Genomic DNA, 12518 nt, shown 5'->3' with positions numbered 1-12518 from the left:
CAAGCAAATCTAAATTTTTACAAAACCGTATGGCATTAGCCGAGGCAGGATATGTTGTGGCAAGTATCGAGTATCGCGTTGCTCCAGAAGTAACATTTCCCAAGCCATTGATGGATGTGAAAAGCGCTATTAGGTTTTTACGAGCGAACCACAAGCGTTTTGGCATAGATCCGGAGCATATAGCTGTTATGGGCAACTCTGCGGGTGGATATTTAGCCGCGATAACCGGCACTACAAATGGACTAAAAGAATTTGAAGATGGCGAAAATTTAGATCAAAAAATGATGTTAAAGCGGTTATTGATATATACGGCTTATCTGACCTTAATAAAATCGGATACGGATATGAAAAAGAGCTTGAAGAAGAGCATTACTCAGCCAGCGCACCTGAGGCTATATGGCTAAACGGTATGGCTACAAATTCAAGAACCAGCGGCAGTATACTTCAATATCCCAAACGCGCAACCGCTGCTAATCCAATAACTTATATAAATAAAAACACACCGCCTTTTCTTATAATGGTCGGAGATAAAGATAGGCGTGTGTCGCCAAATCAGTCAGAACTCATGCATGAAGCTTTGCGAAAAGCAGGAGTGCAAAGCAAGCTTTATATCATAAAGGGCGCGGATCACGGTGGAGTCGAGTGGGTGCAGGATGAAATTTCAAATATCATCTTTAAATTTTTAGATGAAAATTTAAAGAGATAAATTTACAAACATGAATGCGATGGATAAATTGGAAATTTCAAAAGTAAAATCGGACATATTATGTTTTATTAACAATAAGTTGTTTTTAAATTTAGACCAAGATAGTATTATTTCCTTGTCCGAATAAGAAAACCTCCTTTTTGTAGCAATTAAGCCCCCATTTCCCCCAAGGGGGCTTTTGCTTTTATACCCTCTTTTTAACTTTCTTTGTTATAATTCCAAAAACTAAATTAAGGATAACAATGCTTACACATTTAGATGAGAAAAATCGTCCAAAAATGGTTGATGTTAGTCCAAAAGAGCCGACTCTTAGGATAGCAAAAGCAAGCGGCGTCATAAAAATGAGCAAAGAGGCTTTTGACGCCGTTAAAGAAAATACCGGCAAAAAAGGTCCGGTGCTTCAAACTGCCGTTATCGCCGCTATAATGGGTGCGAAAAAGACAAGTGAGCTTATACCGATGTGTCATCCTCTGCTTATAAGCGGGATCGACTGTGACATAGAAGAGCTTGGCGACATAAATGCATTTAAATTATATGTTAGCGTGAAGATAAACGGCAAAACCGGTGTTGAGATGGAAGCACTTACCGGTGTTAGCATAGGACTTCTTGCGATATATGACATGATAAAGGCGATAGATAAAACGATGCAAATAACAGATATCGTGCTTGAGAGTAAGAGCGGAGGTAAAAGTGGCGAGTATATGCGACATTAATAATCAAAAACCAACCATAAGTTATCCTGTATTTTGGGAATACAAGGTTATATTTGACGCAAAAGATGATGTGAAAAAGAGAGTTTTGGATATAGTTGGCAACAGGGAACACAAGCTCGTTTTTTCTAAATTTAGCAAAGATAAAAAATACGCAAGCTATAACGTAAATGTTCTTGTTTTTGGCGATGAGGAAAGACTTGAGATATTTTCAGCACTAAAACATAGTGCAAAATTTGTTTTATAGGAGCAAAAAATGATCGAAAAACTAAAAAGTAATTTAAAAATTTATAAAGACAGCGATGGGCTATTAACAAGTATGAAATCCCTTGCTTTTGAATACTGCAAAGACGTTAAAGGGGTTAAAAGCGGAGAGCTAAAAGACGCTTTGCAAACAAAGATGAGTGAAGTTTTGTTAAGCTTGCAAGAGGAAAATTTAGCAAGCGCTAAAAATTTAAAAAATGCCATGGAAGGGCTAAATCAAGCTCTTGTTGGCGATAAAGAAGATGAGCTTTTTGCACTTTATGATAAAAGGGATGAAATTTTAAATGCTATAAAATTAAAACAAGAAGAGATAAAAAATACTTTGAAATTATCTTTTGAAACTGCCGAAGAGGTAGTTGCTAAAAATGATTTTGAGGGCAAAGAAGAGATATTAAATTTATTAAATAACGCGATAATCCGCGAAACTAGAATGCTTGGAATTTTAAAAGAAAGCGCTCAAAGTGCATTTTTAACGACGATAGAAAGAGCAGAGGACGTAAATGATACCATCTTGCAAATAGCTAAAAATATGACTTATGTTGCTATATTGGGCGGTGAATTTAGCAAAAACAGAATGCTTGAAATTTCAAAAACCATCATCGTTGCAGCTTGTGAAGTCGCAAACGAGGGTCATATATTTTCAAAAGAGTTGGTTGACGGCTCGGTAAATGGCGCAAAGGAGGGAATTTTAAAAGCTATAGAAAAGCTAAAAGATGAAACCAAATTTGCCCCTGATGAGCTAAAACTAAACAGTGAACTAGCGCAGCTTGATAAGATCGATGAGGACTTTATCGCCATGCTTAGGCATATAGACGATATTTCAGACGGTTCGGCTAAAAATGAAATTTATAACATTTTAAATACCGAACTTGATACAAATTTCGCAAGGCTTAAACGCATGAGTGAGCAAGCAAGCGAAGAGATAAGAAACCGTATCGAAGAGATCAAGTCAAATCCAAGCATTACCTCGCTTGTAAACGCGGCAAATGAGAAATTTAACGATATTAAAAACGAATTTAACGAGCGAAGTAAGAAATTTAAAAGCGAATTTGATAGTGGCGAAAAGATAGCCGACTTTGAGAAAAGGGCAAATGAGAAATTTGAAGAGCTAAAGCAAATGGACATAAAAGCCGAGGCTAAGAAATTTGGAGATAGAGCTTACAAGGCGGCTAAAGACTTTTTGTCTAATATCAAAAAAGATAAAGAGTAAGGCGGTAAAGTCCGCCTTTTGGCTTATTTTTTACTACTTGCAAGATATAAAGGCTCTAGTTTTTTGGCTATCTCTTGCAAGTCTTTTATACGACTTTCGTTTGACGGGTGAGTGCTTAAAATTTCAGGCACACCTCCTGAAGCACTTACCTTGCTCATCTTTTCCCAGACTTTAACTGCTTCATTTGGATCATATCCGGCTCTTGCCATTAGTTCCGTGCCTATATGGTCGGCTTCGGTTTCGTGAGAGCGAGAAAAAGGTAGTGTTATAGTGTATTGTGTTGCGATATTTAGAGCTTGTGCTCCAACGTCACCAAGTCCTGCGGCTTGCGATATGGCAAAAATTCCTATATTTTTAAGTTGATCGTGGCTTGCCTGCTCACGACTGTGTTCTCGTAGGGCATGAGCTATCTCGTGTCCGACTACGGCTGCGATTTGTGCGTCATTTAGACTTAGTTTTGTGATAAGTCCGCTATAAACCACTATGCGACCCCCAGGCATACACCATGCGTTTAGTGTGTCTTCGTTTATGACGTTTGCTTGCCAGTTCCATTTTAACGCATCTTGTCTAAACACGCCTGTTTGGGCGATCAGTCTTTTTGAGATATTTTGAACACGTTTTGTTAGAACCGGGTCTATGTTTAAAGTTCCTTTTGTTTTTGCACTGCTTAAGGTTTTAACGTAAGCTTGCGCCGCACTCTCGTCCATAACCGCAGCTGATATTAAAAGCAGTTGTTTTCGGTCTGTTCCAACTGTGCCAGCGCCTGTAGAGCTTGTAAAACAGCCTGTAAAAAGCGTTAAAACTGCACATAAAGTAAGTAAAATTTTTCTCATCGTGTTCTCCTTTTATTTGTAGCCGATGTTTTCTTCAAATTCTTTTAGACGTTTGTATATCGATCTAAGTTCGGTTATAGTTGTCCAGTTTGATATAAATACCGAAAAACTGCTACGCACCTGTGAAAATGCGTTGCTAACTTGCACAAGTATACCAAGAGTTATCATCCCCGTAAAAAGCCCGCTTCCCATTATCATATATGGCACTATAACTAAAATTTGTGAAAATGAAATAAGCCAGATATTAAAGTAGCCATAATGCAAAAACAAACGGTAGTAGTTAAATTTAAGCCCCGTAAAAAGCTCGACGATAGTCTCTGATCTAGCGTAATTAACTTTGTCGTTTTCGGCAAAAACAAGCTCTTTTCTAAAGGCGGCTTCTACTTTTTGGTTATTATACTCAAGATGAGGAAGCTTGATGCCGACAAACCAAGATATGATAAGACCTCCTATGCTTACTCCAAGTGCTATCCATACAAGTGAGCCGGGTATGTCTTTGATGTATGGTAGATCAACCTTGGAGCTAAGCCCCCAAAGAACTGGTGTAAACGCAACAAGTGTCATGATGGCGCGAAGCACATCAACACCCAGACTTTCCATTATCTTTGCGAAGCGATAAATGTCTTCTTGTATACGTTGCGAGCTGCCTTCGACGTCGTATTCGCATTTTTGCCAAAATTTAAGATAGCCAAAAGTCATCGCTTCTCTCCAGCGAAATACCCAGTGGCTTGCGAAAAACGATATCACCATATATGTCAAAACATAAGGCATGGCTATATAAATAAAGTTAAAAATTTCTCGCCAAAAGTCATCTATCGTATGATCTTTGATATTTTGCATGATGTCGTAAAAATTTTTATACCATTCGTTTATGGCAACGTTTAGGTGTGTTTGATAAACAAGTAAAGCGATGATAAAGGCTGCTCCACCGTAAGCCCACAACAACCATTGTTTGGATCTAAAAAATGAAACAAACATAAATTCCCTTAAAATTTTTGGCAAATTATATCAAAAAACAGGTAAAGGAGTTTTGGTATATTATTTGGTTTAAATTTAAAACTATTTTGTAGAATTTACTAAAATTTTACAATATGAAGGAGTAAAATGAAATTTTTAGTTAAAGTTGCGACAATTGCGTCGCTAGTTGCGGTTTCGTCTTTTGGTTCGAATTTGCTTGAGGTTTATAAATCGCCTACTTGCGGTTGCTGTTCTAAGTGGGAAGCGGTTATGCAAAAAGACGGTTTTGAGACAATTGAGTATAAGGTGCAAGATACGGTTGCCCTAAAGAAAAAATTTAACGTTCCGCTCGAGCTTTCAAGCTGCCATACGGCGATTATTAGTGGATATGTAGTAGAGGGACATGTCCCTGCGGCAGAGATAAAAAAACTACTTGAGATAAAACCAGAGGGCGTTATAGGCATAAGTGCGCCGGGAATGCCGCTAGAAAGTCCAGGTATGGAGCAAGGAAGCGAGCCTGATAAATACGATATCGTATTATTCAAACAAGACGGCACAAGAGAAATTTTTGCTACATATATCGGAAGCAAAAAGATACAATAACTTCTAAAAGAAATTTAAGTGCAAAAATTTGCACTTAAATTTCTTATTTTACTCTATAATATAACTTACAAAATCATCATTAACTAGATAAATTTAATATAGGAGAAAAATATGCACGCGCAAATTAACGAAAAACCACTCGATAAAATTCAAGACAGCGTTTTTAAATTTGTAGATAGCCTAAAAACCGTCATCATCTCAAGCCTTAACTCAAAAGGGCAGTGCGTGAGCTCGTATGCCCCCTTTGTAAGAGAGGGCGATGAAATTTACCTTTGTCTAAGTTCTATTGCCGAGCACTACTCTTCACTAAAAGCTAATCCAAATAAAGCTTCGTTGCTATTTTTAGAAGATGAAAGTACTGCAAAGACTATTTTAGCAAGAGTTAGGCTAAGCATAAAATGCGAGGTTGATTTTATAAAAGACGAGGCAAAAAGAGATGAGTATTTTGATAAGTTAGCCGCAAAAAATCCAAACGAAAGCGCATTTGTTTATATAAAAAACATGAAAGATTTTTATGTCGTAAAAGCTAGTTTAAAACAAGGGCGTTTTGTAAGAGGATTTGGCGCGGCTTACGATACCCTTGGTTTAAAAGTTATAAAAGGCTTGCAAGAAATGTATCCGCACGAAAGCAGATAAATTTAAGTGATCATAGTAAAGATAGCTAAGAGGATATTTTAATGAAAAAGATAGTTGTGTATTCGTCATTAACCGGCAACACAAAGAAAGTTGCCAAGGCTATAGCAGGTGAGCTTGGTTGTAAGGCTGTGTGCTATAGTGACGAAGCAGCTAAAAATTTGGATGATTTTGATTTTATCGCGGTTGGTTATTATATCTATAAAGGCACTATAGATACGAATTTTAAACGTTTTATACAAGAAAATATAAAAGGTAAAAATGTCGGGCTTTTTATAACTCTTGGAGCTAGAGCTGATAGCGAGTATGCCGCAAAAGCGTTAAAGGATGGCAAGAAACTACTTGAAGATGGACAAAATAGTGTGATTAGAGAATTTATCTCCCAAGGGGCAATAAGTCAGAAATTTATAGACGAGATAAGAGTTGCGGCTTTAAAAACTAGCAATAAAAAGCACTATAAGATCACCTCTTCACGTGAAGCTAGATGGAAAGAAGCAGCCTTGCATCCTGACACAAATGACATCATAAATGCTAAAACTGCATTTAGAGGAATTTTATAAATACACGGTTTTACGCAATTTAATACAAAAGAGAGGTTTTATGCCACCATTTTTTGAAATTTAAATACTTTTTGCTATAATGTGGCTTTTAAATTTTAACCATTAAGGATCATAATTGCACCCCAGTAGCGACAGTTCGCTTTTGATGATATTCCTCGCAGTTGTATTTATTTTATTAAATGCCTTCTTTGTTCTTTCAGAATTTTCTCTTGTCAAGATACGCAAAACTCGCCTTGAAGAGCTCATAAAAGAAAAAACTCCAAACGCTCAGCTTGCCTTTGATATGTCAAACCAGCTTGATACCTATCTAAGCGCAACGCAACTTGGCATAACACTTAGCTCGCTGGCTCTTGGCTGGATCGGTGAGCCTGCCGTTGCTAGAGTGATAGAGGGACCGCTTAAAAAATATTTGGATATGAGTGATTTGCTCATTAGCACGGTTGGTTTTGCGATAGCTTTTACTATCATCACACTACTTCATGTTGTAGTGGGTGAGCTGATACCAAAGTCTATAGCTATAGCAAAAGCCGAAGTATCGGTGCTAAGGATAGCAAAACCTCTTCATGTTTTTTGGGTTATATTTTCTCCTGTGATTAAAACATTTGACGCTCTAGCCATCTTGGGTCTTAAAATTTTAGGCATAAAACCGGCTAAAGAAAACGACCTTGCGCACTCTGAAGAGGAGATAAAGATCATAGTCGGAGAGAGTCTAAAAGGCGGAGTTCTTGATAGTTTTGAAACCGAGATCATAAAAAATGCCGTCGACTTTAGTGACACGGTCGCAAAAGAGATAATGACACCTCGTCGCGATATGGTTTGCATAAATAAGCAAAGAGGCTTTGAGGAAAATTTAAAGATAGTTTTTGACTCAAAATACACCCGCTATCCTTATATAGACGGAAGCAAAGACGTTGTGCTTGGTATGATACATATCCGCGATATCCTTGAGATACACTTTGGTGATAAGGAGAGAAATTTTGACGGTATAGTTAGGGAATTTCTTATCGTGCCGGAAAGCCTCTCCATATCCAAAGTTATACTGCTTATGAACAAAGAGCAAAAATCAGCCGCGCTTGTTGTTGATGAGTATGGTGGGACTTCGGGAATTTTAACCATGGAAGATATCATGGAAGAAGTCCTTGGCGATATGAATGACGAGCATGACGATGCCAGCGAGCAGTATAAGAAAATAAATGATGATATTTACGAATTTAGCGGTAGGTTCGAGCTTGAAAGTATAGAAGAGATGTTTGGTATAACATTTGACGAAGCTACTGAGCAAGTTACCATAGGTGGCTATGTATTTAACCTAATCGGTCGATTGCCTGTTGTGGGAGACCGCACAGAGGATGAGAATTTCTTCTATGAGGTGCGAAAAATGGACGGCACTAGTATCTTGCGTGTAAAAATTCGTAGGAAAACTTTACAAGAGGAAGAGTAGTCTCTCCTCTTTTTTCTAAATATAAAAATTTATACGATAATTTTACTTAAAATTGATAAAATTTACGATTTTACTCTTTTTTACTCCTTTTGCTTAAAAAAAATCATATTTAAACTGAAATTTTAATTTTAATTGTATAATTTCAACACCGAACTATAAGGAGGAAAAATGAGAGTAGTTCAAGCAGACGAGATAACAAAAGTTGTTAGCGAACTTTGCAAAAAAGCTTGTTATGTCGTTACTGATGATATGAGAGCAGCTTTTAAAAAAGCACAAGTAAACGAGAGTTCACCGCTTGGTAAAGACATCATAGGCAAAATTTTACAAAATGCCGATCTAGCCGAAAAAGGCGTTGCTCCGATATGTCAAGATACAGGTATGACCGTTGTTTTTGTAGAAATAGGACAAGATGTTCATATAGAGGGTGGTTACCTTGAAGATGCTATAAATGCAGGCGTAGCAGACGGATATGTTGGTGGTTACTTACGTAAGTCTGTGGTTGCAGAGCCACTTTTTGAGCGCAAAAACACGGCAAATAACACTCCTGCGGTTATAAATACACGCATCGTTCCAGGAGATAAACTTAAGATCAAAGTTGCTCCAAAAGGCTTTGGTAGCGAAAACAAATCAATCCTTAAAATGTTAGTTCCAGCAGATGGGATCGAAGGTGTTAAAAGGGTATTTTTAGAAGCTGTTAAACTAGCTGGTCCAAACGCCTGTCCTCCTATGGTAGTAGGCGTAGGTATCGGTGGAACAATGGACAAAGCAGCGCTTCTTTCAAAACTTGCAGCCGTTCGTTCAGTAGATAGCAGAAACCCTGACAAAAGATACGCAAAACTAGAAGACGAGCTTCTTGAGATGGCTAGACAAACAGGAGTGGGGCCACAAGGTATGGGCGGCGATAATACCGCTGTTAAAGTCAATGTCGAATGGTATCCAACTCATATCGCGGGTCTTCCTGTAGCTGTAAATATCAACTGCCATGCTGCTCGCCACGCAGACGCTGAAATTTAAGGAGTTAAAATGTCAGAAATCAAAAGAATAACCGCACCATTTGATAAAGAGGTGGTAAAAAGCTTAAAAGCAGGCGATAATGTACTAATATCAGGCACTATCATAGCAGCTAGAGATGCGGCCCACAAGGCTCTTACAGAAACTTTAGCTCGCGGAGAAGCGCTTCCTGTGGATCTAAGAGGCGAGACTATATATTATGTTGGACCAACGCCTGCAAAAGAGGGTCAAGCTATCGGTGCTGCAGGCCCTACAACTAGTGGCAGAATGGACAAATACACTCCGACTATGATAAACGAAGTCGGCATAAACGGCATGATCGGTAAAGGCTATCGTAGCGAAGCGGTCGTAGATGCTATGAAAAAATCAGGTTGTGTTTATATGGTAGCTATCGGTGGAGCTGGCGCGTTAATTAGTCAAAGTATTAAAAAATACGAAGTACTAGCTTACCCTGAGCTTGGACCTGAAGCGGTTGCAAGACTTACTGTCGAGGATTTCCCTGCGATGGTTGCGATAGATAGCGAAGGAAATAACTTCTACGAAGCAGGTCAAGCACCTTATAGAAAGATCTAAATTTTAAAATTTCATGCTTAAAACCTGTCATTTGTCTGTTTTGTATGAAATTTATTCTAATATACAAAGTCGCAAAGTTGTTTTATAAAATTTAACTTTGCGACTTAAATCCCAAATTTATGAAAGAAATTTAATAATATCCCAAACATAGAGTTTCGGTTAGTTTGATCCGTTTTTCAAAGGGTGTAGGAGAGAAAAATTTGCACTTTTCGATGTAAATTCTTAAATCATAATCAAGCCCCAAATCATCATAAAATTTCTTTAAATTTATAAATTTTATCCCACAAATTTGATGTAGCTCGACAAGCTCGTAAAATTTTGATTTGTTCGAGCTTACAAGGTGTGACGGCGCTAGTGCGGTAAATGAGCAAAATGCGCTTGTTAACACAAGTCCGTTTAGTGGTGTGCATTTTTTAGCGACGTCTTTAAATTTATCAGGTATCGTCTTTTTATGTAAAAAAACTACTCGCGAGTTTTCAAATTTAGCCGAGATAGCACCTTTCCAAAATAGATATGCGTTTGATGAAATTTGAGCATTTATCGCAAATTCTGCGCCCAAGATATACTCATCTAAAAATTCATTTGGTGCTAGGATTAGTTTCATTTTTCTCACGCAAGTATTGGTTTTTAACATTTTAGCATAAAAAGTAGGTGCGGTATCGCTTTTTTATTGACATAAATAATTAAAAAAGTGTAAGATTTTTAAAATTTTACATCCAAGGACGACACATGAAAAAAATCATACACACAAACAATGCCCCACAAGCTATCGGACCATACTCTCAAGCAGTTATGGCAAACGGTTTTTTATTTATTTCAGGTCAGCTTGGAGTAACAGCGGCTGGCGAATTTGTCGGTGTTGATGTAAAGTCACAAGCAAGACAAAGCATGGAAAATATCAAAGCGATACTTTCTGCAGCGGATTTAGACTTTACGAATGTTGTAAAAACTACTATATTTTTAGCCGACATTAATGATTTTGCTACGGTAAATGAAATTTATGCTAGCTATTTTAGTGGAGACTTTCCTGCGCGAAGCACGGTAGCTATCAAAACTTTACCTAAAAACGGACTTGTTGAGATAGAAGTTATAGCAACACAAAAATAATAAAGGTCCAAAATGAACGAAATAGAGCTAAAAAAACAGGGGAAAATAGCGCGTTTAACAAATAAAACGTTTAAATTTGATCCGCGTATAGCAGATGGGTTTTATACGGCAAGATATTTTTTGAAAATCAACAAAATCATAAAAGAAAATTTGCCAAACCAGCATGTTACCATGCAGTTTTTTCAGCGAACCGATGATATCGTCTTATGCGGTATAGATGAGGTTGTTTCGCTCATTCATACCTTTGCAAAAGAGCCGGGTAAACTTAAAATTTATGCTTTAAACGACGGCGATGTCGTTTGTGCGGGAGAGCCTGTTTTAAAAATTAGCGGTGCGTATGAGAATTTTGGATTTTTAGAAAATATCATTGACGCGACATTGACTCGCAGAAGTTGCGTTGCGACAAACGTGGCAAATGCCTTAAAGGCTGGTGGCGGCAAGATCGTCTTTTCTATGGCGGATCGTCAAGATGATATATCTACGCAAATCGGCGATGGATATGCCACCTTTATCGCCGGGGTTAATAGAGTTTCAACTGACGCTCAAGGGTTTTGGTGGGGAGGAAGCGGTATGGGCACCATGCCTCATGCGCTTATTCAGATGTGCCAAGGAGATGTGGTAAAAGCGTGTAAAATTTATGCCAAAACATTTCCTGATGAGCTAGTAACTGCATTAGTAGACTACAATAACGACGTCATAACGGACGCTCTTGCGGCAGCACACGCGATGGGGGCGAAACTTGGTGCAGTTAGGGTCGATACCTCTAAAAATTTGATCGATAAGTATTTTGAGAGCAAGGATACGAGTAAATTTGATCCGCACGGAGTGTGTAAAGAGCTTATTTTTGCGCTTAGAAAGGCGCTTGATGAAAATGACTTTAAGCACGTTAAGATCGTTGTTAGCTCAGGATTTACTCCGCAAAAAATAGCCGATTTTGAAGAGGCAAATACTCCGGTTGATATTTACGGAGTAGGAAGTTTTACCGTAAAAAACGATATTTGCGGATTTACCGGAGATCTGGTTGAGCTTAACGGCAAAGAGGAGGCTAAATTTGGACGTGGCGAAGTTGTCTCAAGTCGCTTGCAAGAGGTAGAATTTACGCCAAATTTATAAATTTAGTATCTAAATTTATGCCGGATTAAACACTTTGCAAATATCGGCTAAAAATTTATCATTTCGCGAATGCATAAATTTATGCATTCGATTTGTTTTACGGTAGGTCAAATAGCAAAAATTCTGCTTTTCTTTTCACACTTTATCTTTAAAAGTATTTCATTATTTAAAGCAACGCCGTCAGCCTTGCCAAGCTCATGTTCGTGTAAATTTAGTTTGCCGTTTACGACTTGTAGCCAGTAATTGCGGGCGCTATTAAGAGTGATATTAAGCTCTTCGTTTTGTAAAAGATATCTATGCAGCCACATGTCTTGATGAATTTTAAATGAGCCGTTATCGCCGTTTGGCGAAAGCACTAGCGTGTGTTTTTCGTCGTTAAATTTTCTTTGCTCGTAGCGCGGTTTTACGCCTTTTATGTTTGGTTTGATCCAAATTTGATAAAGGTGAAGCTCTTCATCTTTCTCGTTCGTTTTAGAGTGAACGATACTTGTTCCGGCACTTATTATTTGAAATTCGTCTTTGCTTAGCTTTTTTTGTTGCCCATGCTGTCAGTGTGAGTAACGACACCGCTTAAGATGTATGTTAGAAATTTCCATATTTTCATGTGGGTGCGCACCAACGCCTCGATGTGAAGCGATGATGTCGTCATTTATAACGCGAAGTGCGAAAAACCCCATAAAATCACGATCAAAATAGTTTGCAAACGAAAACGTATGACGGCTTTTAATCCAGTCAAAACTACCGGTGTATCGTTCATTGGTTCTTCTTGCGTAGATTATTTTTGTCATTTTTGCTGC

General features: G+C 38.0%; 18 protein-coding genes. 13 read left to right on the top strand and 5 right to left on the bottom strand.

Features of this window, described 5'->3' with window-relative positions:
- From CCAL9328_RS11135 to CCAL9328_RS02500, 5 genes are all read left to right on the top strand, one after another.
- Window positions 1-404 (top strand): alpha/beta hydrolase (locus tag CCAL9328_RS11135; protein ID WP_228026610.1); only part of this gene is annotated, 404 nt, incomplete at its 5' end.
- Window positions 299-706, top strand: coding sequence for a prolyl oligopeptidase family serine peptidase (locus tag CCAL9328_RS11130; protein ID WP_349304185.1), 408 nt, complete (start codon window positions 299-301; stop codon window positions 704-706). The genes CCAL9328_RS11135 and CCAL9328_RS11130, both read left to right, overlap by 106 nt.
- Window positions 707-948: 242 nt before the next feature.
- Window positions 949-1419: a cyclic pyranopterin monophosphate synthase MoaC gene (gene moaC / locus CCAL9328_RS02510; protein WP_169972035.1), complete on the top strand. Its 471-nt coding sequence runs from the start codon at window positions 949-951 to the stop codon at window positions 1417-1419.
- Window positions 1397-1663: an HP0495 family protein gene (locus CCAL9328_RS02505; RefSeq protein WP_169972034.1), complete on the top strand. Its 267-nt coding sequence runs from the start codon at window positions 1397-1399 to the stop codon at window positions 1661-1663. Before moaC ends, CCAL9328_RS02505 begins: the two co-directional genes overlap by 23 nt.
- A 9-nt stretch (window positions 1664-1672) precedes the next feature.
- Window positions 1673-2890, top strand: coding sequence for a hypothetical protein (locus CCAL9328_RS02500; RefSeq protein ID WP_169972033.1), 1218 nt, complete (start codon window positions 1673-1675; stop codon window positions 2888-2890).
- A gap of 23 nt (window positions 2891-2913) precedes the next feature.
- Here the strand turns inward: CCAL9328_RS02500 and CCAL9328_RS02495 are convergent, their stop codons facing one another.
- Both CCAL9328_RS02495 and CCAL9328_RS02490 read right to left on the bottom strand, forming a co-directional pair.
- A complete protein-coding gene (locus tag CCAL9328_RS02495) occupies window positions 2914-3723 on the bottom strand; it encodes a M48 family metallopeptidase (protein WP_169999918.1) in 810 nt (269 codons plus the stop codon).
- A 12-nt stretch (window positions 3724-3735) separates the two neighbouring features.
- Window positions 3736-4701 carry a putative transporter gene (locus CCAL9328_RS02490; protein ID WP_169936951.1) on the bottom strand — a complete coding sequence of 322 codons (966 nt, stop codon included), beginning with the start codon at window positions 4699-4701 and terminating at the stop codon, window positions 3736-3738.
- 126 nt (window positions 4702-4827) lie between these two features.
- Here CCAL9328_RS02490 and CCAL9328_RS02485 point away from each other — a divergent pair, with 126 nt between their 5' ends.
- The 6 genes from CCAL9328_RS02485 to CCAL9328_RS02460 all read left to right on the top strand — a co-directional run bounded on the left by CCAL9328_RS02485 (window position 4828) and on the right by CCAL9328_RS02460 (window position 9501).
- Window positions 4828-5283: a DUF411 domain-containing protein gene (locus CCAL9328_RS02485; protein WP_169936949.1), complete on the top strand. Its 456-nt coding sequence runs from the start codon at window positions 4828-4830 to the stop codon at window positions 5281-5283.
- 111 nt (window positions 5284-5394) lie between these two features.
- Window positions 5395-5919 (top strand): pyridoxamine 5'-phosphate oxidase family protein, encoded by a 525-nt coding sequence (locus CCAL9328_RS02480; RefSeq protein ID WP_169936947.1) that lies wholly within the window; start codon window positions 5395-5397, stop codon window positions 5917-5919.
- A gap of 41 nt (window positions 5920-5960) precedes the next feature.
- Window positions 5961-6476, top strand: coding sequence for a flavodoxin family protein (locus CCAL9328_RS02475; RefSeq protein ID WP_169999917.1), 516 nt, complete (start codon window positions 5961-5963; stop codon window positions 6474-6476).
- Between the two features lie 115 nt (window positions 6477-6591).
- Window positions 6592-7917, top strand: coding sequence for a hemolysin family protein (locus CCAL9328_RS02470; protein ID WP_169936945.1), 1326 nt, complete (start codon window positions 6592-6594; stop codon window positions 7915-7917).
- Between the two features lie 168 nt (window positions 7918-8085).
- A complete protein-coding gene (locus tag CCAL9328_RS02465; RefSeq protein ID WP_169936943.1) occupies window positions 8086-8931 on the top strand; it encodes a fumarate hydratase in 846 nt (281 codons plus the stop codon).
- Between the two features lie 9 nt (window positions 8932-8940).
- On the top strand, window positions 8941-9501 hold the full coding sequence (locus tag CCAL9328_RS02460) for a Fe-S-containing hydro-lyase (protein WP_169936941.1): 561 nt from the start codon (window positions 8941-8943) through the stop codon (window positions 9499-9501).
- A gap of 130 nt (window positions 9502-9631) precedes the next feature.
- Here CCAL9328_RS02460 and cheQ read toward each other — a convergent pair whose 3' ends face one another.
- Window positions 9632-10105 (bottom strand): cheVAW transcriptional regulator CheQ, encoded by a 474-nt coding sequence (gene cheQ / locus CCAL9328_RS02455; protein WP_169936994.1) that lies wholly within the window; start codon window positions 10103-10105, stop codon window positions 9632-9634.
- 125 nt (window positions 10106-10230) lie between these two features.
- Here cheQ and CCAL9328_RS02450 point away from each other — a divergent pair, with 125 nt between their 5' ends.
- Both CCAL9328_RS02450 and CCAL9328_RS02445 read left to right on the top strand, forming a co-directional pair.
- Complete coding sequence (locus CCAL9328_RS02450) at window positions 10231-10608, top strand: RidA family protein (protein ID WP_169936939.1); 378 nt, start codon at window positions 10231-10233, stop codon at window positions 10606-10608.
- Window positions 10609-10620: 12 nt separating this feature from the next.
- Window positions 10621-11721 (top strand): nicotinate phosphoribosyltransferase, encoded by a 1101-nt coding sequence (locus tag CCAL9328_RS02445; RefSeq protein ID WP_169936937.1) that lies wholly within the window; start codon window positions 10621-10623, stop codon window positions 11719-11721.
- 107 nt (window positions 11722-11828) lie between these two features.
- Here the strand turns inward: CCAL9328_RS02445 and CCAL9328_RS10900 are convergent, their stop codons facing one another.
- Window positions 11829-12077, bottom strand: a complete 249-nt coding sequence (locus CCAL9328_RS10900; protein ID WP_336610285.1) for a pirin family protein — start codon at window positions 12075-12077, stop codon at window positions 11829-11831.
- A gap of 192 nt (window positions 12078-12269) precedes the next feature.
- Window positions 12270-12509, bottom strand: coding sequence for a pirin family protein (locus CCAL9328_RS10895; protein ID WP_211436821.1), 240 nt, complete (start codon window positions 12507-12509; stop codon window positions 12270-12272).
- Window positions 12510-12518: the final 9 nt, after the last annotated feature.

The sequence above is a fragment of the Campylobacter sp. RM9328 genome (genome assembly GCF_012978615.1).
The sequence above is the reverse complement of the archived record's forward strand: the minus strand, read 5'-3'. Positions and strand labels throughout refer to the sequence as shown.